The organism is Sporosarcina sp. QA0331 (genome assembly GCF_055808055.1).
Genome location: NZ_CM147850.1, coordinates 1,658,117 through 1,678,940, shown reverse-complemented (window position 1 = coordinate 1,678,940; position 20,824 = coordinate 1,658,117). Strand labels below are relative to the sequence as shown.

Sequence of the window (20,824 nt, the reverse complement as noted above, 5' to 3'; positions counted from 1 at the left end):
TCTGAGCTGTCATGGAAACATGGCCGTCCCTTTCACGTTACGAAAGCTTGTAAGTTGTGCCGAATTGATTCGGCAAATTTAGGTGGTACCGCGGAAACATGCGTTTTCGTCCTGATTTTATCGGGACGGAAGCGCTTTTTCTTATATGAAAGGATGGATGAGTATGGGAAAGATCGTTTTTGTAGGAGCCGGTTCTATGGCAGAAGCAATTATCGCTGGTATACTTACGAATGAAGTCGTGCATGCGCAAGATGTATATGTGATGAATAAATCGGATGATGAGAGGCTTTCCTACATGCAACGTACATATGGGGTTTCAGTCGTCTGTCACGAACGGAATGCGTTACGTGAAGCGCAACTCATTGTATTAGCGACAAAACCTAAAGATATCGAACAAGCGATGCAAGACATTGCAGATTATGTGAATGGTGAAACAGCTGTGTTGTCAGTTATCGCTGGCATATCGATCAAAACGATTGAGAATGGTCTTGGAAATCGTCCTATCGCTCGCTCCATGCCAAATACTTCTGCTACTATCGGAAAGTCTGCAAGCGGAGTTTCGATGAATGCTAAAGTAAATCCACATATGCGAAAGCGTATTTTGAATTTATTATCATCAATCGGTGTTGTGAAAGAAGTCGAAGAAGATGAGTTGCACACAGTGACGGCTTTATCAGGCAGCGGACCTGCCTATGTCTATTATATGGTTGAGGCATTGGAAGAAGCTGCAATCGCAAATGGGTTATCCAATGAAGTGGCACGCGATCTGATCATCCAGACTTTCGAAGGTGCTGCCGCTATGTTAAGGCAAACCGGTGAAGAGCCGGAACTGTTAAGACGGAACGTGACAAGTCCAGGCGGCACGACAGAAGCTGGCTTGAAGACACTTGAAAACCGATCATTCAAAGAAACGATTCAGGAATGCATCAATAGCGCAGAGAGACGGTCCCGAGAACTTGGGGCTTTGTCTTGATTAATACGTAAGAGGAGGTCATTGAAATGGCAAAGCTATTTACACCGTTTACAATTCGTGGAGTAGAATTTAAAAATAGGATTGTTATGGCGCCGATGTGCATGTATTCAAGCCATAACTTGGATGGGAAAGTCGAGGATTGGCATAAGATCCACTATGCTACTCGTGCTGTCGGCCAAGTCGGATTGATTATTGTGGAGGCGACAGCCGTATTGCCGGAGGGCCGGATTTCAGAAAGTGATCTTGGTATTTGGAGCGATGATCATGTGGAAGGTCTATCTGAAATCGTCCGCCTTATGAAACAGCATGGAGCGAAAACGGGCATTCAGATTGCCCATGCCGGTAGAAAATCTACAGTCGAAGGAGATATTTACGCGCCAAGCGCCATCCGTTTCAATGAACAGTACAAAACTCCAGTTGAAATGTCACTTGCGGAAATCCAGGAAACAGTTAATGCTTTCAAAGATGCTGCTGTCCGTGCGAAAAAGGCAGGCTTTGATGTGATCGAACTGCATGCTGCCCACGGCTATTTAATTAATGAATTCCTTTCTCCGTTATCAAATAAAAGAAAGGATGATTATGGCGGTCCTTCCGAAAATCGTTATCGCATATTGCGTGAAATTATCGACGCTGTCCGTTCGGTTTGGGATGGTCCGTTATTCGTTCGGATATCGGCTGAGGATTATGTGGATGGCGGAATGTCGACTTCCCAATACATTGAAATGGTAAATTGGATGAAATCTCAAGATATCGATTTGATCGACGTAAGTTCTGGTGCTGTCGTACCCGCAAAGATCGATGCGTACCCTGGCTATCAAGTGCCGTTTGCTGATCAAATTAAAAAGGAAACAGGCGTAGCGACTGGCGCAGTTGGATTAATTACGACGGGATTGCAGGCAGAAGAAATTTTAAAGAATGGCCGTGCTGATGTCGTACTGTTAGCTCGTGAATTGCTCCGTAATCCATATTGGGCCTATTCTGCAGCAAAGGAATTGCGTATTGAAATCGACCCGCCTAAGCAATATGATCGTGGATGGATTTTTTGAAATAAGGAAAGCTGCCGCTTGTCGACAAAGACTGCGGCAGCTTTATTTTTTTATCAACTGTTCGTTTTTCCATTCAAAATGACTAAAGTCTTCTGCGATATGGACGTTTGGGAAAATAGCGCTACCTTGCTCCTGTAGGTTGGCGATATCCGCTTGTAAAAAACGTGCGCTAATATGATTTGCAATAAGCTCCTTCGCATCCGCCTCTTTCGCAGTACGAGCCGCGTCGCCTATCGTAGAATGGCCATACTCGCTTGCAAGCTCTCCCGTTTCGTTATCAAATGTTGCTTCATGGATTAAAATGTCTGCCTTGTCAGCCAATTTGACGGCTGTGGAACAGTATTTCGTATCTCCCAATACAGCAACCGTAAATCCTTTTTGTGCATCGCCAGTGACGTCTTTGCTGTAAACGATGCGTCCATCGGCTAGCTCGACGTCTTCCCCATCTTTCAATTTTTTCAATAAGGGACCTTTTGGCACTCCCAATTCAAATGCTTTATCAACGAGTAGTTTTCCCGGCAATGGCTTCTGTTCGATTCTAAAGCCGAAACATTGAATGACGTGCTCAAGTTCTAACGTCGACACTTTGAACTGATCATCTTCGAATACGACACCTTCATCAATCTCCTCGATCTTCAACGGATAAGTCAAATGGGTTTTCGTAAGACGAAGCGAAGTCATGATCCATTCCTTTATGCCGACAGGACCATAAATAATCAATTCATCTTCTCCGCCTAAAAACGAACGTGATCCTAGGAAGCCAGGCAATCCGAAAATATGGTCGCCGTGCAGATGCGTAATGAAAATCTTATTTATTTTTCGAGGTTTAATAGAAGTTTTCAGCAATTGATGCTGCGTCGCCTCGCCGCAATCAAACATCCAATAACCACCTTGCTCCGCAGATAGGTTGACGATCAAGGATGAAGTGTTGCGTTGCTTGGACGGCATGCCAGCGCCGGTCCCTAAGAAAAATAATTCCATGACGATCGCCTACCTTTCTTTGAACCCTCGTTTTACGGCATTTGGTCCAAATTTCTTCTCCAGTTCTGTTACGAGCTCATCCATTTTAGCTTCTTTTGCATATTTCTCGAAGTTTTCGAATGACAATTGTTCATTCAATTCATTTATCGGAATGACATTTGATACCGTAATTCCTAATAACCTGATTGCATCCCCATTCCAATGACGTTTGAAAAGATCTTCTGCTTCTTTGTACAAATCTCCCGCTTTGAAGATCGGATTGATGACTGTTCGACTTCTTGTATGGTTTCTCCAATCCGACGTCCGGATTTGAATCATAATAACAGTTCCTGCAAGCTGCCTCCTGTCCAAACGTTGAGCGACTTTCACTGATAGCTGCTTGAATACTTCGAGGCATGCAGTAAGTTCCGTCTCGTCAATCGGCAATGTCATTGAGCTTCCAACACTTTTCCTTTCCTCTGCAGAATCAGGATCTACTGGCCTGTGGTCGATGCCGTTCGCCCTTTTACGAAGTCGAACTCCATTTTTTCCTAATTTGCTTTTGATCAATAATTCGTCGGTTTTTGCTAAGTCTCCGATTGTTTTAATACCGATTTCATTCAAACGTTTTTCTGTGCTCTTTCCGATGCCGTGCATTTCTATGACGGGAAGCGGCCATAAAACGTCTGGCACTTGTCTCTTACGTAAAATCGTTATCCCCATCGGCTTTTTCATGTCGGAGGCAGTCTTCGCCAAAAACTTGTTCGGAGCAATCCCAATGGAACATGGAAGATCCAATTCATTCAAAATCCGCAGCTGCATCTGCTCAGCAATTTGCTTGGCATTCGTCAACCCACCGATATTCGTAATATCGATATATGCTTCATCAATGGAAACTGGTTCAACGAGTTCGGTGTAGGACCTTAAAATCGAAAAAACAGCGTTTGAAGCTAGCCGATATTTTTCATGATCAGGCGGTACGATGACTAGATTCGGGCAAATTCTTTTTGCCTCGCCGACTGACATTGTCGTGTAAATGCCAAGTGCTCTCGCCTCATATGAACAAGTGACGAGGATGCCCCGTCGCTCTTTAGGATTTCCAGCAACAGCCATCGGTATCCCTTTCAATTTTGGATTATGAGCTTGTTCAACGGAGGCGAAAAAGCTGTTCATGTCAAGATGAAGTATGACTTTCGCCATTGAATTCGGGACAATTGTCATTAACCTCACCTCCATTGGTAAATTCAAAAAAACCGGATGGATGCAACCATCCGGTTATTCTTGCATACGTTGTGTTTTCACATATTCACCAATCTCATCCATCCCGGACAATGTCCTTGAAAGAATTTCAGCATCGACAACTGTGATCATCCGCTCTTCCAAATTGGCGACTGTTTTGAAATATGGTGTTCTTGAATAGGCCATCAAGCCAGATGAAGTCAATTTGCTTTCCGGAATATCTAAAATCTCTTTTGCGTCAAGAACTAACAATCCAATAAAAAGATTTTCGGTTTGTACAACAACAATTCTTGCATTCGGATCATCCTTCGCCGTATTACCGTACAAGATTTGTTGAAAGTCAAGGATTGGAACTAATTCACCTCTGATTTTCATCAAACCAAGCATATATTCAGGCAGATGAGGAATCGGATTTACCCATTCCAACTTTTCGATCGAGACAACCGTCTCGACGGGCAAAGCGTATTCCTCTTGGCCGCATTCTATAATTACCGCTTTCATGTTGCTCATTGTTTAAGCCCCCTTGGTTGCCGCTACCCGAACAATTTCAATCAACAATTCAGTGAGCTTATTCAATTCTTCGACAGGCATCCGTTCATTTTTTGTATGGATTTCTTCATAACCGACCGACAATGTCACAGTAGGAACTCCGGCTCCATTAAAGACGTTTCCGTCGCTTCCGCCACCGCTCGTCATTAGTTCAGGCTCCCTGCCAATATTTCGGATTGCTTCGATTGCCGTTTGCACAACTTCAGTATCTTCTTCGAAGCTAAATCCTGGATACATAAGCTTCACTTCCGTCTCCGCCTTACCTCCTATAGCAGCTGCCGTTTTTTCAAACGTTTCCACCATATGAGCTGTCTGCTTATCAAGCTTTTTGGAATTAATAGAACGTGCTTCTGCAATAATACGGACTTCATCACAGACGATATTCGTTGCTTGTCCACCTTCAAAACGACCGATATTTGCTGTCGTCTCCGAATCCACGCGTCCTAGTGTCATAGCAGCGATCGACTTAGCAGCAATATTGATAGCTGAAACTCCCTTTTCAGGTGCGACTCCAGCATGGGCTGTCTTGCCATGGATTGTCGTCCAAAGTTTAGCCTGGTAAGGTGCAGCAGTTACAATTCCACCGACTTTTCCATCACTATCGACGGCATATCCATATTTCGCTGTCAGAAGAGACGGATCCATCGCTTTTGCCCCGACAAGCCCACTCTCTTCACCTGCAGTAATAATGAATTGGATATCTCCATGGGGCTTTCCTTCTTCTTTCAACACTTTTGCCATTTCAAATAAAGCAGCAATTCCTGCCTTATCATCAGCACCCAAGATTGTCGTGCCGTCAGAGTAAATATATCCGTCTTCACGCAATTCCGGTTTAATGCCTTTCCCTGGAACGACCGTATCCATATGGCATGTGAAGTAAATCGGATCTGCGACTTCTACATTGCCTTTCAACGTTGCAATTAAATTTCCCGCTCCGTGTCCCGTCATCTTTTTTGAATCATCTTCCACGACCGTGAATCCGAGATTCTCCATTTTTTCCTTTAATACTTCTACAATTCCTTCTTCATGTTTCGTTTCTGAATCAATTTGAACAAGCTCAAAAAATTCATCCAATAGCCGCTGTGCGTTCACGATACATCTCTCCTTCGTTTTCGTTCCATTACAATGGAATATTACCATGTTTCTTTCTTGGTCTCGTCTCTTGCTTATTTCTCATCATTTCAAGCGCTTGCAAAAGTTTTATGCGCGTCTCTCTAGGATCAATTACGTCGTCTACCATCCCATGGGAAGCAGCTACATAAGGATTTGCAAATTTCGCCCGGTATTCTTCGATTTTTTCTTCTCTTGTCGTTTCCGGATTATCACTATTCGCAATTTCCCTTGCAAAAATAATGTTTGCTGCGCCTTCCGCCCCCATAACAGCAATTTCTGCATTCGGCCATGCGTAGACTACGTCCGCTCCGATTGCTTTTGAGTTCAATGCGACATAAGCCCCACCGAATGCTTTTCGTAAGATGACAGTAATTTTAGGAACTGTCGCTTCCGAGTAAGCATAAAGGATTTTTGCACCGTGGCGGATGATGCCCCCATGCTCCTGTTTTACTCCTGGGAAGAAGCCTGTAACGTCCTCGAATGTAATAAGTGGTATATTGAATGAATCACAAGTTCTGATGAAGCGGGCAATCTTGTCCGACGAATTAATATCCAATCCTCCTGCCATCACTTTCGGCTGGTTGCAAATTAATCCGACTGATTCACCTTTCATGCGGGCAAAACCGACAACCGCATTTTTCGCAAATTCCGCCTGCACTTCGAGAAATGAATTTTCGTCTACGACTTGCTCGATGACTTTTCGGACATCGTAAGGTCGAATCGTTTCGAACGGGACCGCATCGGCTAGATCGTTTCGGTAGTCATCCTCTGGTGTCGTCTCACGCACAGGTGATTTTTCATCATTGTTTTGCGGTAGGTAGGAAAGCAGGTTCCTCACTTGTTCCAATACTGTTTCTTCATTTTTCCCTCGGAAGTGGGCATTCCCGCTAATGGAATTATGTACTTTCGATCCACCTAAATCTTCGGAAGAAATTTTTTCACCTGTCACCGTTTCAATTACTTTCGGTCCAGTGATGAACATTTGACTCGTTTCATCCGTCATAAATACAAAGTCTGTGATAGCAGGGGAATAAACAGCTCCGCCCGCACACGGACCTAATATAACCGAGATTTGTGGAATGACCCCTGAATAGATTGCATTACGATAGAAAATCTCGCCATACCCGTCAAGCGAAACGACACCTTCTTGGATACGGGCGCCGCCTGAATCGTTCAACCCGATGAAAGGAGCTCCATTCTTTGCAGCCAAATCCATGACGTTTGCAATTTTCATAGCGTGCATTTCTCCAAGTGCTCCACCGAAAACAGTGAAATCCTGTGAGAAAAGATAAACGGGGCGTCCATCGATTTTTCCATACCCAGTTACAACCCCGTCGCCTGGTCCCATTTGTTTATCCATGCCAAAATCACGCGTTCTATGTATGACAAAAGGATTTAACTCAACAAACGTTCCTTCATCGAGCAATAGATTGATCCGTTCCCGGGCTGTCAGTTTACCTTTTTCATGCTGTTTCGCAATCCGTTCGTCGCCGCCGCCAAGTTCGATTTCACGTTTTCTATCATATAATTCATTAATTTTATCATAAATGTCCATTCTACTTTTCCCCTTTGTCACATAATTCGTACAGTACCCCAAAAGACGATTTCGGATGCATGAAAGCCACTTCCGCACCGCCCGCTCCTAACTTGGGCTCCTCTTGCAGCAGTTGAACGCCCTTCTCCTTCAACTCCTCCATTCGCGATCGAATATCAGTTACACCGAAAGCGATATGATGAATTCCTTCCCCGCGCTTTTCAAGGAATTTCGCAACCGCTCCTTCTTCACCAATCGGCTCAAGCAGTTCGATTTTACAATTTCCTGCATCGATGAATGCCACTTTCACTTTTTGACTTTCAACCTCTTCAATCCGAAGCAGTTTCAACCCTAATGTTTTTATGTAATATGGCAGTGCATTGTTCAAATCTTTAACGGCAATTCCGATATGATCCACTTTATTCATTTGAACGCCCCCCTTCAATCCATTGTAACGTTTTCTAATTAAATCCGCTACATCTTGAGAATTTTATGGAATCTGTTAAAATGGAAGTATCTATAACGTGAGGAGATTTGCCGGATGAGCAATAAAAAAGTGCAGAAAGTTGTTGTCTATTTAATGATTGCGGCTATGGTCGCTTCAACTGTTCTTCTTGGTTTGAGCGTACTATTATAAGAACAAAAAAACAGTCCATGGGGACTGTTTTTTATATTTCTTCACAGAACTCTTCAAATTGGCTTTGCAAGTTTGTGACAACGGACATCGGATCATGGCCTTCAATTTCATAGCGTCCGATTTCTGCAACAAGTTTACCGTCCTTTAATAATGCGAAGGATGGAGATGAAGGTAGATGGTCTTCACCAAAAATCATGCGAGCATATGCAGTTGCTTCCTTGTCTTGCCCTGCAAACACAGTGACGAGGTGATCAGGTCGTTTATCATAATGAACCGCGTGTGCAGCAGCAGGGCGTGCAATTCCACCTGCGCAGCCACAAACAGAGTTAACCATGACAAGCGTTGTCCCTGACCGTTTGAGTGCCGCTTCCACTTCTTCAGGCGTTGTTAGTTGTTCGTAGCCGCTTGCTTCCATTTCAGAACGTGCTTGCTTCGTAATATCTTCCATATAAAAATTAAAATCCATAGTCATTGTAAATTGGCCCCTTTCAAAATATATTTTCATCATATCAGTTGGTTGTTATACTTGCAAAAAAGTGAATTTTGAAGCTTACATAGAGTGCCGAGTTTAACATGCAACATATAATGTCAATCCATTGGAAGAATAGCGTCCACAGCACTAGCAACTGTCATTTCGCCTGTCAGCAATTGTTTTTCCAGATCGGCAACAAGCTCTTTTTTCCCTTGCTGTGAAAAGAAACTATCAATCAACCGATCCCTGATCATCGAATGAAACCATTCTTTCGTCTGAGACTGTCTTCTTTCATGCCAAACGCCGCTTGCCTCCATTTTGTCATGAAATGTTTGTATCGTTTCCCACACAGTTTCAAAACCTGTGCGTTCCATTGATGAGACAGGCAATGCAGTCGTCGTCCAGCCAGGAGTCGCTGGTTGAAGAAAATGAAGAATTTGTCGGTATTCCCTTACCGTCTTTTTGGCCAGTTTTAAATTATCCCCATCAGCCTTATGGACAATCATGCAATCTGCCAATTCCATAATCCCTTTTTTCATACCTTGCAGCTCATCACCTGCACCAGTCAATACGAGCAGTATGAAGAAATCGACCATTCCTCTTACAACAGTTTCACTTTGACCAACACCGACCGTTTCAATGAGAATGATGTCGTATCCCGTAGCTTCGCATAGCAGCATCGTTTCACGTGTCTTTTTATGGACGCCTCCAAGTGTTCCTGAAGATGGTGAGGGTCGAATGAAAGCGTTCGGATGCTTTGCGAGCGCCTCCATTCTAGTTTTATCGCCTAATATACTCCCACCAGTCACCGTTGAACTCGGGTCAATGGCGAGGACGGCCACTTTATGGCCAGCCTCTGCCAATAGAAGACCAAACGTTTCGATGAATGTGCTCTTTCCCGCTCCAGGAACACCGGTAATGCCGATACGGATACTTTCTCCTGTATTCGGCAGCAGTTTACGCAACAACTTCTGCCCTGCCTTTTGGTCATGTTCCGCCCGACTTTCCAATAAGGTGATCGCTTTGGAAAGATGAAGCCTCGATCCTTTGCGTATTTCTTCATATAATAAATCGATTTCGATTTTCTTTTCTTTTTTTATAAATCGTTTGCGTTTTGAGGAAACGATGCCATCATGCCTTGACTCAATGCCATCCATTACGTGCATTGCACTGTCATCTTGTAAATGTTCTTTCTTGCTCACTCCGTCACTTCCTCGTAACCGAGAGCACGGTAAATGTTTTCGATCACTTTTTGTGCAGCAACAGGTATGACTGTTCCCGGTCCGAAAATGGCTGTCGCACCGTTTTCTCTTAGGAATTCGTAATCCTGGGCAGGAATTACCCCTCCGACGACGATTAAGATGTCCTCCCTTCCGATTTTCGAAAGTTCATCGCGCAATGCTGGCACTAGAGTTTTATGTCCGGCAGCAAGTGAACTAACTCCAATGACATGGACATCGTTTTCCGCCGCCTGCAAAGCAGTTTCCTGAGGAGTCTGGAATAAAGGACCGATATCGACATCAAACCCTAAGTCTGCAAATGATGATGCAATGACTTTCGCACCGCGGTCATGACCGTCTTGCCCCATTTTCGCTATGAGAATACGAGGACGACGACCTTCATTTTCTAAAAACTCGTCTGTCATCTCTTTCACTTCATCGATTTCTTCCATATTTGAGAAATTCGAACTGTAGACGCCACTTACGGAACGTATGACCGCTTTATGTCTCCCGGATACTTTTTCAATTGCATCGGATATCTCTCCGATTGTCGCCCGAGTCCGAGCCGCATTTACCGATAACGCCAAGAGATTTCCGTTTCCGTTGCGCGCTGCCTCGGTTATAGCTTCCAAAGCTGTCTTGACTTCCGCTTCATCTCGTTTTTCTTTCATTTGTCGGATACGGTCAATCTGTTTTTGACGTACGACTGTATTATCGATTTCCAATATATCGATAGGCTCTTCTTGTTCAAGTCGATATTTATTCACACCGACAATCGTTTCGGTGCGAGAATCGATTTTTGCTTGACGTTTAGCAGCGGCTTCTTCGATCTTCATTTTAGGCAAGCCGGTTTCAATTGCTTTTGCCATTCCTCCAAGGTCCTCGATCTCTTCAATCAGTTCCCATGCTTTTTCCATCAGATCAGCAGTCAGCCTTTCGACATAATAGGAGCCGCCCCACGGATCAATCGTCTTCGTCATATTCGTTTCTTCCTGAAGGAACAACTGAGTGTTCCTTGCAATCCGTGCTGAGAAATCGGTCGGCAACGCAATCGCTTCATCGAGCGCATTTGTATGCAATGATTGGGTATGACCCATAGCGGCTGCGTTCGCTTCCACTAATGTCCGTGTAACATTGTTAAAAGGATCCTGTTCCGTCAAACTCCATCCCGACGTTTGAGAATGCGTACGCAATGCAAGGGATTTAGGATTGGACGGATTGAAAGACTGCATCATTTGTGCCCAAATTTTACGTGCCGCCCGCATTTTCGCGATTTCCATGAAATAGTTCATGCCGATTGCCCAAAAGAATGAAAGACGCGGTGCAAATGAATCGATGTCGATGCCAGCTTTCAATCCGGTGCGCACGTATTCAAGCCCATTTGCCAATGTATAAGCAAGCTCGATATCCGCGGTCGCTCCTGCTTCTTGCATATGGTAACCGGAAATAGAAATTGAATTGAACTTCGGCATGTTTTTGGATGTGTATTCAAAAATGTCAGCAATAATCCGCATCGACATTTCAGGTGGAAAGATGTACGTGTTTCTCACCATATACTCTTTTAATATGTCATTTTGAATCGTACCCGCCAGCTTTTCAGGCGTTACACCTTGCTCTTCCGCCGCCACGATGTAAAACGCCATTACTGGCAGCACAGCTCCATTCATCGTCATCGAGACGGACATTTGGTCAAGCGGGATGCCGTCAAAAAGGATTTTCATGTCCTCGACTGAATCGATTGCCACTCCGGCTTTTCCTACATCACCTGTCACACGAGGATGATCTGAATCATAGCCACGGTGTGTCGCCAAATCAAAAGCAACTGACAGTCCTTTTTGCCCCATCGCCAAGTTCCTTCTATAAAATGCATTACTTTCTTCGGCAGTTGAAAAACCGGCATATTGGCGAACGGTCCACGGCCGAGCAACATACATCGTCGGGTATGGTCCTCTCGTATTTGGAGCAATACCCGGCATGTCTTCCAAATGATCAATGCCTTCTATATCATAACTCTTGTACATTGACTTAATGGAAATGCCTTCATTCGTAAGGAAAGGCGTTTCATTTCCGGTAGAATTTACAGAGATGTTTATTTTACTTATATCAACTTTGTTGAAATCGGGTTTATTCATTTCTGAAGACCTCCCTGCCACGAAACAAACACTTTTTGTAATTTCTCAATTTTATTCTGACCATTGTAGATCATTCCGTTAAGACCTCTTTGTTTCCAATTATTCAATGTTTCATCATCGATTTTCCCTGCTGCATCAAGCAAAATGCCTGTCGGCAGCTTTTCTAGTAGAGGTTCCATAATATTTTCTATCATTTCGTCAGTACCGCAAACAATTGCATAATCCGGTTTTTCATTATTTAACCATTCAACAGCCTCATTGGCACTTTCGAATAGAGGGCTCCAACTGCTTTTAATTCCTCCCGACGATAAGAACCCTGTTACGAAATCAGCACGTGGCTTGAAGTCTTTCAATTTGCCAAATACGAGTATTGCAGTTTTTGGTTGATTTTCTCTAAATGAAAGACGGAGTTTCTCGAATGGTTCGGCCAAGCGCGATACCGGTTTAACGCCATTCCATGTATCAAAGTTTGTCGATGTAAGTTCAGCATATACATTCGTGCCTATAAGAGCCTTTTTTCCCGTTGCAGTTTCTGATTGAAGCTTCGAAAACTGTTCCTTCAGGCGGCCACTTTTAAGGAAATTCTCAATACCGCCTTTACTCTCAATATCCAAAAATAAATTCCAAGACTTTTCAACAAGTTCTTCCGTCAGTTTTTCAATAAAATATGAGCCGCCAGCAGGATCAAGAACTTTTTCCACATGTGTTTCTTCTTTTAAAACAAGCTGCATATTTCTGCTATACCGAATTGAACTTGCATTCGGACCGGTCAATATATTATGAGGATGCGCTTGGATAATGTCTGCTCCACCTAGGATCGCGGCGAATGTCTCATTTCCTGCACGCAACATGTTAACGTACGGATCCAGCTTTGAGAAAGAGCGCAAAGTCGTTACGGCCATCACTGGTACAAATGGCGGTTCATCGACATTATAAGCTTTGGCAAATGCCTGCCATAATACACGAAAAGCTCTTAGTTTAGCGATTTCCATGAAAAAATGTGTGTCAATCGGAAAACGGACGAAGAAATTGTTGGCGAACGCTTGAAAGCTTTCATAGCTTATTGATAGTCGAGAAGCTTCTGACATTACGATGGCAAGCTCAGTCACTGCATCTGCGCCTTCATGATGCGCATTCCATACATCAGCCCCGGTTGTCCGAATGCCTTTATAACCGACAGGAATAATCCAATCACTCACTTGGATGATTCCTGTAACTGTTTCCCTCAGTTCATGATGGACAAAATCAAAAGCCCTTAAAATCGGGTCGTCATTACGAACGTTGAAAAGAAAAACTGGATATTTAGCTATTAATGACGATAAGTGCAAGAGCTGATCATCATCCCAGTCAAAAGGATGTATGCCATCATAAACAATTGCTTCATTCCCTTTTTCAAGCGAACCCTCCAATTGTTCCAAGAATTCAACACCGCTGGCAGCGAGCGTCTGCTGTGCAATGATCCAACCGGCATTACGCTTCATCGATTGGACTACAGATGAGCTGTCGAGCTCTGTTTTTTCAAAATAGAGCGGCCGGAGCTCTATGCCTTCCAATGTCGCTGTCGTCAATTTCTCATACGGCTTTCCTTTTAAAGAATTGATCGCAAGTTCTTTCCATTGCTCGAAATCTGTTTTTTCAAAGGTCGTTTTTTTCATATTATCAACAGTCACTAAGGTTACCCCTTTCGCTGAGCTTGATCGAGTCTTTCTGTAAATATGTAAAATGTATTAAATTATTCATCAACTACTTATAGTTTACCTGACTAGCTATTTCTTTGAAAGCGCAAACAGGATAAAGATTGATTGCTTGAAAAATATAGAGAAAAAGCCGCCCCTCACAGAGAGACAGCTTTGCTCTTTATTAATAGACAGAAGTGTTATCTGCTGAAATGTTTTCAAGGATTTCTTTGACACGTGCAAGGAAACGGCCAGCCACTAATCCATCGAGCACACGGTGATCGAGTGAGAGACAGAGATTAACCATATCGCGTACCGCAATCATTCCACCGTTCATGACGACAGGACGCTTCACGATTGATTCGACCTGCAGAATTGCCGCTTGTGGGTAATTAATAATGCCCATCGATTGGATCGAGCCGAATGAACCTGTATTGTTAACAGTAAATGTACCACCTTGCATTTCATCTGACTTCAATTTGCCGGAACGGACCTTCGACGCGAGCTCATTAATGTCGCGACCGATTCCTTTGATCGTTTTTTCATCAGCATGTTTAATTACAGGTACATATAGAGCATCCTCTGTTGCAACTGCGATGGAGATGTTAATGTCTTTCTTCTGAATGATCTTATCTCCTGCCCACATGGAATTCATCATCGGGAATTCTTTCAAGGCTTGGGAAACTGCTTTCACGAAGAAGGCGAAATATGTCAAATTGAAGCCTTCTTTCTTCTTGAAATCGTTTTTCAATGAATCACGGTACTGAACAAGATTCGTTACGTCCACTTCAATCATCGTCCACGCATGCGGCGCTTCATGTTTGGAGCGGAGCATATTCGTCGCGATTGCACGGCGTACACCTGTAATCGGTATTTCGATATCACCTACAGCAGTTGGCACTGGTGATGGTTCTGCCGGCTTAGTCGAGGATACACTTTGTGCAGATGCTGCCGGTTGTTGTTCCACCTCTTTCGGTGTCTGTTCGATTTGCACCGATTTGGCGGTCGGAATTTCTCCGCTATCAATAATTCTTTGGATATCTTTCCGTGTGATGCGTCCTTCTTTACCTGAACCTTGGACAAGTGAAAGATCAATATTGTTCTCTTGAGCCATTTTCATGACCGCTGGTGAAAAACGAGCTGCTCCAGCTTCACTTTTGATCGGTGCAGCTGGTTTTTGGGAGCCAGCAGCAGGCATTTCGTTTGCCGGTTCTTCTTTCGCAGGGACTGCTTCAACTGGAGCTTCTGAACCGCCTTCTGTTTCGATCGTACAAACGACAATTCCAACTTCTACAGTTTCTCCTTCTTGGACGATGATTTCCTTAATTGTTCCAGTGAAGGAGGAAGGAATTTCAGCAGTTACTTTGTCCGTGTTCACTTCAGCCAAAGGATCGTATTTATTCACAACATCTCCAGGCTTTACTAACCACTTTTCAATAGTGCCTTCTGTAACACTTTCTCCAAGCTTCGGCATTTCAATTTTTTCGATTGTCATAACATGTACCTCCTTTCCAATTAAAATTCTGCGAGCTCTCGTGCTGCTTTTTCAACTTTATCCGGATTGACCATGAAAAACTTTTCCATTGTCGGTGCATAAGGCATCGCCGGTATATTAGGCCCTGCAAGTCGTTTAATCGGTGCATCTAGATCGAATAGGCAGTTTTCAGCAATGATTGCAGACACTTCGCTCATAATGCTGCCTTCCAAGTTATCTTCAGTGACAAGCAATACTTTTCCTGTTTTAGAAGCAGCTTCAATGATTGCTTCTTTATCCAACGGGTAGACTGTTCGCAAGTCTAGAATATGCGTAGAGATTCCATCTTCAGCCATTCTTTCGGCAGCCTGTAAAGCGAAGTGGACACATAGCCCGTATGTGATGATTGTTATATCTTCACCTTCACGCTTCACATCAGCTTTTCCGATTGGAAGTACGTATTCTTCCTCAGGAACTTCACCTTTGATTAAGCGATAAGCTCGTTTATGCTCGAAAAAGAGGACCGGATCATCATCTCTAATCGCTGCTTTCAGCAAACCTTTCGCGTCATAAGGAGTCGAAGGGATGACGATTTTTAATCCTGGTGTACTTGCGAACATCGACTCAACCGATTGGGAATGATATAAAGCACCGTGGATCCCACCGCCGAACGGAGCACGGATTACAATTGGACAAGACCAATCGTTATTGGATCGATAACGGATCTTTGCCGCTTCGGACACGATTTGGTTTACGGCAGGCATAATGAAATCGGCGAACTGCATTTCAGCGATTGGACGCATACCATACATCGCAGCACCAATCCCTACGCCAGCAATTGCTGATTCTGCTAGCGGCGTATCGAGCGCACGGTATTCACCGAATTGATCGTAGAGGCCGGTCGTCGCTTTAAAAACGCCGCCTTTCCTTCCAACGTCTTCTCCAAGAACGAATACGTTTTCGTCCCTTTCCATCTCTTCTTTCATGGCAAGGGTAATTGCATCAATATACGAAATGACGGCCATTATTCGTTCCCCCCTTCTTCTTTATAAACATGGCGAAGCGCATACTCCGGTTCTGCATAAGGTGCTTTTTCCGCATAGTCTGTCGCTTCATTGACGATTGCCATTATGCGTTCTTCTAACTCTTTTTCGTATGCTTCATCGATGACGCCTGTTTCTCGTAAATAAGCTGCAAACTTAGGAATCGGATCAAGTTTCCGCTCGTTTTCAAGCTCTTCTGCATCCCGATATAGTCGATGATCGTCATCTGAAGAATGGGCCGTCAATCGATAACAAACAGTTTCTACGAGGCTCGGACCTTCGCCATTGCGTGCCCGATCGGCCGCTTCCTTAACAACGCGGTACACTTCTAAAGGATCTGTTCCGTCGACTGTTACACCAGGCATTCCATATCCGATGGCACGGTCCGAAACATTTTCACAAGCAAGTTGTTTTTCAACAGGCACTGAAATTGCATATTTATTGTTTTCAACCATGATGACTGTCGGCAATTTATGGACGCCTGCAAAGTTCATCCCTTCATGGAAATCACCTTGGTTGGATGAACCTTCTCCTAATGTTACGAATGTGATGAAATCCTCTTTTTTCATTTTCGCTGCAAGCGCAACGCCTACTGCGTGCGGAAGCTGCGTCGTAACAGGTGAAGACCCCGTCAAAATGCGATTTTTTCGCTGACCGAAGTGACCGGGCATTTGACGACCGCCCGAGTTCGGATCTTCTGCTTTCGCAAAAGCCGAAAGCATCAGTTCTTTCGGTGTCATCCCGAAGTGAAGGACAACGCCCATATCACGGTAATACGGCGCAATCCAATCCTTTTCTTTATCGAGTGCATATGCAGCTCCCGCTTGAGCCGCTTCCTGCCCTTGACATGAAATGACAAACGGAATTTTACCTGCGCGATTCAAAAGCCACATACGCTCATCTAATCGTCTTGCCATAACCATCGTTTCATAAATTTCCAATACGTCCTCATTCGTCAATCCCAATTCTTCATGACGTGTTTTAACCATGTTAAAACCCCCTTCTTAATCCAATTCAAATGATCGGTGCTTGAAATTACACAGATAGCCGTTTCCGGCAATTTGTATTACATATGAATTGCAATGCCATCCACTGCAAGGGATGCTTCACCGATCACTTCGGACAGTGACGGATGTGGATGGATTGTTGAAGCCACTTCCCACGGGGTTGCATCGAGAACCATTGCCAAGCCAGCTTCTGAAATCAAATCCGTCACATGCCCGCCTATCATATGGACACCTACTATATCGTCCGTTTTTTTATCGGCAATAATTTTCACAAAACCGTCGGCATTCCCATTTACAAGCGCCTTGCCGATTGCAGCAAATGGAAACTTGCCAACTTTAACATCAAAGCCTTTTTCTTTAGCTTGCACTTCAGTAAGACCGACGCTCGCTGCTTCAGGACTTGAATAAATGCATCTAGAAATGTTCGTATAATTGATCGGTTCAGTCGTATGTCCCGCGATATGCTCCACGGCAGCGATGCCTTCATGAGAAGCTACATGTGCTAACTGAAGTCCACCGATTACATCTCCGATTGCGTAAATATGGCTTTCCTTCGTTTGGAAAGTCGGCTTCGTCTTAATAAAGCCGTTTTCAATTTGAATTTCGGTATTTTCAATGCCGATTCCTTCGACATTCGCTTGTCTTCCTACTGAAACGAGCATTTTCTCCGCTGTAAATTCCTTCATTTCTCCAGAAACTTCTGCAGAAATCGTTACAGACACTTCAGTTTTCGTTAGGGTGTCTGCTGCAACTGTTGCTCCTGTTACGAAAGTTATTCCCTTTTTCGCCAACAGTTTTTTCATTTCCTTCGAAATGTCCTCGTCTTCTGTCGGTATGATTCGATCTGCGTATTCGATTACCGTGACATCCACACCGAAATCATTCAACATCGAAGCCCACTCGATTCCTATGACGCCTCCGCCAACAATAAGCATTGATTTCGGAAGTTCCGTCATTTTAAGAGCACCGTCCGAGGAAAGAACTTGTTGTTCATCTATTTCCAATCCAGGTAAAGTGCGGGGTCTGGAACCAGTTGCGATAATGAGGTTTTTCAGAACGAGCATTTCATTTTCTTCTCCGTTGTTCATTTCAACAGAAATCGTTCCAGGCATTGGGGAAAAGATCGATGGACCTAACATGCGGCCGTGGCCTTCATACACGTCGATTTTTCCTTTTTTCATAAGTCCGATGACACCTTTATGCAACTGTTGAACGATTTCGTCCTTCCTAGTCTGAACCCGTGCGAAATTCAATGTGGTCTCTTTCGTATCGACACCAAAGTGAGAAGCTTCGTTCTTTGCCATTTGATATACTTCTGCACTTTTCAATAATGCCTTGCTCGGTATACATCCTTTATGTAAGCATGTTCCGCCGAGCGCATCCTTTTCCACAAGCGCTGTTTTAAGTCCTAATTGTGCAGCGCGAATTGCGGCAACATATCCACCGGTGCCTCCGCCTAATATCACTACATCGTATTCGTTTGCCATTAGTAATCAAGGCCTCCATTTAGCTATCCATCAAGCAGGATAGTTTTTAGCTTGCTCTTCACCATTCATCACCCGTAGAGCACCTTCTGCAAGAGCTTGCAATTCATCTTCTCCGGGATAGGTGATTACCTCGGAAATCCATCCGACTCGGTTTGCGATCATGTCTACGTATTCCTTGCCGTATGCGAGGCCACCGGTCAAAAGAATCGCGTCGACTTTGCCTTCAAGCACAGTTGCAGCGCTTCCGATCTCTTTTGCGACTTGATAAGCCATTGCTTCATATAATAATGCCGCTTTCTCGTCTCCCGCCGCTATCCTCTTTTCGACCGTAACAGCATCATTCGTCCCTAAATAACCGACGAGACCGCCTTGACCGACAAGTTTTTCCATAATTTCTTTTCTGAAATAAGTTCCTGAATAACATAGATCGACTAATTCGCCGATTGGAACCGTTCCTGCCCGTTCAGGGCTGAACGGTCCGTCACCATGCAAACCGTTGTTGACGTCAATTACTTTTCCGTAACAGTGTGCCCCAACTGTTATACCGCCTCCCATATGGGTGACAATCAATCGGAGCTCATCATAACTTTTGCCTACCTGCTTCGCATATCTTCTCGCAACCGCCTTTTGGTTGAGCGCATGAAAAATCGATTTTCTGCTAATTGGGGCAAACCCTGAAATACGGGCAATCGGCTGCATTTCATCGACAACTACCGGGTCGACGATGAATGCAGGGATTTTGACTTCAGCGGCAATTTCATTTGCAAGGATGCCACCAAGATTGGAAGCATGTTGACCGGAAAAACCTTTTTTCAAGTCATTGAGCATGGCTTTATTGACCATATATGTACCGCCAGAAATCGGTCGGAGCAATCCGCCTCTTCCACAGACGGCATCCAGGTCTGTTAATTGGATGCCGCCAACTTCCAATGAAGAGAGGATGGCATCTTTTCGAAAATTGTATTGATCGATGACAGATGTGAACTGTGCAAGCTTTTCCGCTTGATGTCTCAATGTGTTTTCAAAAACAAGTTGATCATTATCGTACACACCGATTTTCGTTGATGTGGATCCAGGATTAATAACTAGGATCCGAAAGCTCTTCCTTTGCACCGCCATCCCTCCTATCGGTCGGTACTTTCCTAAAACACAAAATAAATTTTTATTTCCTTCTTGATAGGACGCTTTTTTCATTTTGAAGGAACTGGCCGCGTGATTTGGCAACCCGTGCGATTCGTTCCTCTGCTAGCCGGTCCGCTGCAACGTATGAAGGGATGTTGTCACGCTTAGAGATCGCGAAAATCTTTTCAATCGTATCGTAAATGCCCGCAACCCGTTTCAATGCGCGTTCCCGGTTATAACCTGCAAGCTCATCAGCTACATTGATGACTCCACCTGAATTGATAACGTAATCTGGTGCGTAAACGATGCCCATTTCGTGAATAATGTCCCCGTGTTCTGGATTTTTCAATTGATTATTCGCTGAACCAGCGATAACTTTCACTTTCAATTGAGGAATCGTTTCATCATTGATGATGGCGCCTAATGCGCAAGGGGCAAATATGTCAGCATCTTGCGAGTAGATTTCGTCCGTCTCAACAGCTGTTGCGCCGAATGCTTCAACCGCACGTTGAACCGCTTCCTTATTAATATCAGTAACAATCAGCTTTGCGCCTTCTTCATGCAAGTATTCACATAAAGTGTATGCAACGTTGCCGACTCCTTGTACGGCAACCGTTTTGCCTTCAAGAGAATCGCTTCCAAAAGCTTCTTTAGCTGCTGCTTTCATCCCTTTATAAACACCGAATGCTGTCACTGGAGATGGGTTTCCAGAAGAACCGAACTCTGCGGAAACACCTGTTACATAATCAGTTTCCAAATGGATCAGATCCATATCCTCTTCAGTTGTACCCACGTCTTCTGCCGTAATATATCTTCCGTTCAATCCTTCGATGAAACGACCGAACGCACGGAACATTTCATCGTTTTTGTCTGTTTTAGGATTTCCGATAATGACTGTCTTGCCTCCGCCTAAGTTCAGTCCTGCGGCTGCGTTTTTATATGTCATTCCTTTTGCTAGTCGAAGAGCGTCTTCGATCGCTTCTTCTTCACTTGCATACGTCCACATTCGTGTTCCGCCGAGCGCAGGTCCAAGAGTTGTGTCGTGGATTGCGATGATTGCTTTCAATCCTGACGTCTTATCTTGACAGATGACCAATTGTTCATAATCGTGAGTTTCCATATATTTAAAAATTTCCATAA

The 20,824-nt window shown here is 44.1% G+C and carries 19 protein-coding genes; 3 read left to right on the top strand and 16 right to left on the bottom strand.

The features are described from left to right. The first annotated feature begins 163 nt into the window (after positions 1-163). Both proC and namA read left to right on the top strand, forming a co-directional pair. Complete coding sequence (proC, locus tag AC0L13_RS08185) at positions 164-973, top strand: pyrroline-5-carboxylate reductase (protein ID WP_473645759.1); 810 nt, start codon at positions 164-166, stop codon at positions 971-973. 26 nt (positions 974-999) lie between these two features. Then, complete coding sequence (gene namA / locus AC0L13_RS08180) at positions 1,000-2,019, top strand: NADPH dehydrogenase NamA (protein ID WP_473645757.1); 1,020 nt, start codon at positions 1,000-1,002, stop codon at positions 2,017-2,019. A gap of 42 nt (positions 2,020-2,061) precedes the next feature. Here the strand turns inward: namA and rnz are convergent, their stop codons facing one another. Genes rnz through mce form a run of 6 tightly spaced genes read right to left on the bottom strand, consistent with a single transcriptional unit; the run spans position 2,062 to position 7,841 of the window. Further along, positions 2,062-3,000 carry a ribonuclease Z gene (rnz, locus tag AC0L13_RS08175; protein WP_473645755.1) on the bottom strand — a complete coding sequence of 313 codons (939 nt, stop codon included), beginning with the start codon at positions 2,998-3,000 and terminating at the stop codon, positions 2,062-2,064. 9 nt (positions 3,001-3,009) lie between these two features. Beyond that, positions 3,010-4,200 carry a DNA polymerase IV gene (locus AC0L13_RS08170; RefSeq protein ID WP_473645753.1) on the bottom strand — a complete coding sequence of 397 codons (1,191 nt, stop codon included), beginning with the start codon at positions 4,198-4,200 and terminating at the stop codon, positions 3,010-3,012. 54 nt (positions 4,201-4,254) lie between these two features. Further along, positions 4,255-4,728 (bottom strand): chemotaxis protein CheW, encoded by a 474-nt coding sequence (locus tag AC0L13_RS08165; RefSeq protein WP_473645751.1) that lies wholly within the window; start codon positions 4,726-4,728, stop codon positions 4,255-4,257. A 3-nt stretch (positions 4,729-4,731) separates the two neighbouring features. Further along, complete coding sequence (locus AC0L13_RS08160; protein ID WP_473645749.1) at positions 4,732-5,859, bottom strand: M20/M25/M40 family metallo-hydrolase; 1,128 nt, start codon at positions 5,857-5,859, stop codon at positions 4,732-4,734. Positions 5,860-5,887: 28 nt separating this feature from the next. After that, positions 5,888-7,435, bottom strand: coding sequence for an acyl-CoA carboxylase subunit beta (locus AC0L13_RS08155; RefSeq protein ID WP_473645747.1), 1,548 nt, complete (start codon positions 7,433-7,435; stop codon positions 5,888-5,890). A 1-nt stretch (position 7,436) separates the two neighbouring features. Then, the gene (mce, locus tag AC0L13_RS08150) at positions 7,437-7,841 is read right to left on the bottom strand and encodes a methylmalonyl-CoA epimerase (RefSeq protein WP_473645745.1); all 405 of its coding nucleotides are present in this window, start codon (positions 7,839-7,841) and stop codon (positions 7,437-7,439) included. Between the two features lie 114 nt (positions 7,842-7,955). On the opposite strand from mce, the gene prli42 reads away from it, so the two are divergent. Continuing rightward, positions 7,956-8,051 (top strand): stressosome-associated protein Prli42, encoded by a 96-nt coding sequence (gene prli42, locus AC0L13_RS08145; protein WP_473645743.1) that lies wholly within the window; start codon positions 7,956-7,958, stop codon positions 8,049-8,051. 31 nt (positions 8,052-8,082) lie between these two features. On the opposite strand, the gene AC0L13_RS08140 is transcribed toward prli42, so the two are convergent. From AC0L13_RS08140 to bcd, 10 genes are all read right to left on the bottom strand, one after another. After that, positions 8,083-8,523 carry a BrxA/BrxB family bacilliredoxin gene (locus AC0L13_RS08140; protein WP_473645741.1) on the bottom strand — a complete coding sequence of 147 codons (441 nt, stop codon included), beginning with the start codon at positions 8,521-8,523 and terminating at the stop codon, positions 8,083-8,085. A 116-nt stretch (positions 8,524-8,639) separates the two neighbouring features. Further along, positions 8,640-9,689: a methylmalonyl Co-A mutase-associated GTPase MeaB gene (gene meaB, locus AC0L13_RS08135; RefSeq protein WP_473646908.1), complete on the bottom strand. Its 1,050-nt coding sequence runs from the start codon at positions 9,687-9,689 to the stop codon at positions 8,640-8,642. Positions 9,690-9,721: 32 nt separating this feature from the next. Then, the gene (gene scpA, locus AC0L13_RS08130) at positions 9,722-11,875 is read right to left on the bottom strand and encodes a methylmalonyl-CoA mutase (protein ID WP_473645738.1); all 2,154 of its coding nucleotides are present in this window, start codon (positions 11,873-11,875) and stop codon (positions 9,722-9,724) included. Beyond that, entirely contained in the window at positions 11,872-13,545 is a 1,674-nt protein-coding gene (locus AC0L13_RS08125) for a methylmalonyl-CoA mutase family protein (RefSeq protein ID WP_473645735.1), read from the bottom strand. Before AC0L13_RS08125 ends, scpA begins: the two co-directional genes overlap by 4 nt. A gap of 190 nt (positions 13,546-13,735) precedes the next feature. Then, positions 13,736-15,046 (bottom strand): dihydrolipoamide acetyltransferase family protein, encoded by a 1,311-nt coding sequence (locus AC0L13_RS08120; protein WP_473645732.1) that lies wholly within the window; start codon positions 15,044-15,046, stop codon positions 13,736-13,738. A 20-nt stretch (positions 15,047-15,066) separates the two neighbouring features. Then, positions 15,067-16,050, bottom strand: coding sequence for an alpha-ketoacid dehydrogenase subunit beta (locus AC0L13_RS08115; RefSeq protein ID WP_473645729.1), 984 nt, complete (start codon positions 16,048-16,050; stop codon positions 15,067-15,069). Beyond that, a complete protein-coding gene (locus AC0L13_RS08110) occupies positions 16,050-17,057 on the bottom strand; it encodes a thiamine pyrophosphate-dependent dehydrogenase E1 component subunit alpha (RefSeq protein WP_473645726.1) in 1,008 nt (335 codons plus the stop codon). Before AC0L13_RS08110 ends, AC0L13_RS08115 begins: the two co-directional genes overlap by 1 nt. Positions 17,058-17,134: 77 nt before the next feature. Next, entirely contained in the window at positions 17,135-18,562 is a 1,428-nt protein-coding gene (gene lpdA, locus AC0L13_RS08105; RefSeq protein WP_473645723.1) for a dihydrolipoyl dehydrogenase, read from the bottom strand. A 30-nt stretch (positions 18,563-18,592) separates the two neighbouring features. Further along, positions 18,593-19,675, bottom strand: coding sequence for a butyrate kinase (gene buk, locus AC0L13_RS08100; RefSeq protein WP_473645720.1), 1,083 nt, complete (start codon positions 19,673-19,675; stop codon positions 18,593-18,595). Positions 19,676-19,724: 49 nt separating this feature from the next. Continuing rightward, entirely contained in the window at positions 19,725-20,822 is a 1,098-nt protein-coding gene (gene bcd / locus AC0L13_RS08095) for a branched-chain amino acid dehydrogenase (protein ID WP_473645718.1), read from the bottom strand. Positions 20,823-20,824 lie beyond the last annotated feature (2 nt).

Bases quoted from the DNA above. Each gene is read 5' to 3' on its own strand.
- proC (WP_473645759.1), top strand. From the start codon at position 164: ATGGGAAAGATCGTTTTTGTAGGAGCCGGTTCTATGGCAGAAGCAATT.
- namA (WP_473645757.1), top strand. From the start codon at position 1,000: ATGGCAAAGCTATTTACACCGTTTACAATTCGTGGAGTAGAATTTAAA.
- rnz (WP_473645755.1), bottom strand. From the start codon at position 3,000: ATGGAATTATTTTTCTTAGGGACCGGCGCTGGCATGCCGTCCAAGCAA.
- AC0L13_RS08170 (WP_473645753.1), bottom strand. From the start codon at position 4,200: ATGACAATTGTCCCGAATTCAATGGCGAAAGTCATACTTCATCTTGAC.
- AC0L13_RS08165 (WP_473645751.1), bottom strand. From the start codon at position 4,728: ATGAGCAACATGAAAGCGGTAATTATAGAATGCGGCCAAGAGGAATAC.
- AC0L13_RS08155 (WP_473645747.1), bottom strand. From the start codon at position 7,435: ATGGACATTTATGATAAAATTAATGAATTATATGATAGAAAACGTGAA.
- mce (WP_473645745.1), bottom strand. From the start codon at position 7,841: ATGAATAAAGTGGATCATATCGGAATTGCCGTTAAAGATTTGAACAAT.
- prli42 (WP_473645743.1), top strand. From the start codon at position 7,956: ATGAGCAATAAAAAAGTGCAGAAAGTTGTTGTCTATTTAATGATTGCG.
- AC0L13_RS08140 (WP_473645741.1), bottom strand. From the start codon at position 8,523: ATGACTATGGATTTTAATTTTTATATGGAAGATATTACGAAGCAAGCA.
- meaB (WP_473646908.1), bottom strand. From the start codon at position 9,689: ATGCACGTAATGGATGGCATTGAGTCAAGGCATGATGGCATCGTTTCC.
- scpA (WP_473645738.1), bottom strand. From the start codon at position 11,875: ATGAATAAACCCGATTTCAACAAAGTTGATATAAGTAAAATAAACATC.
- AC0L13_RS08120 (WP_473645732.1), bottom strand. From the start codon at position 15,046: ATGACAATCGAAAAAATTGAAATGCCGAAGCTTGGAGAAAGTGTTACA.
- AC0L13_RS08115 (WP_473645729.1), bottom strand. From the start codon at position 16,050: ATGGCCGTCATTTCGTATATTGATGCAATTACCCTTGCCATGAAAGAA.
- AC0L13_RS08110 (WP_473645726.1), bottom strand. From the start codon at position 17,057: ATGGTTAAAACACGTCATGAAGAATTGGGATTGACGAATGAGGACGTA.
- lpdA (WP_473645723.1), bottom strand. From the start codon at position 18,562: ATGGCAAACGAATACGATGTAGTGATATTAGGCGGAGGCACCGGTGGA.
- bcd (WP_473645718.1), bottom strand. From the start codon at position 20,822: ATGGAAATTTTTAAATATATGGAAACTCACGATTATGAACAATTGGTC.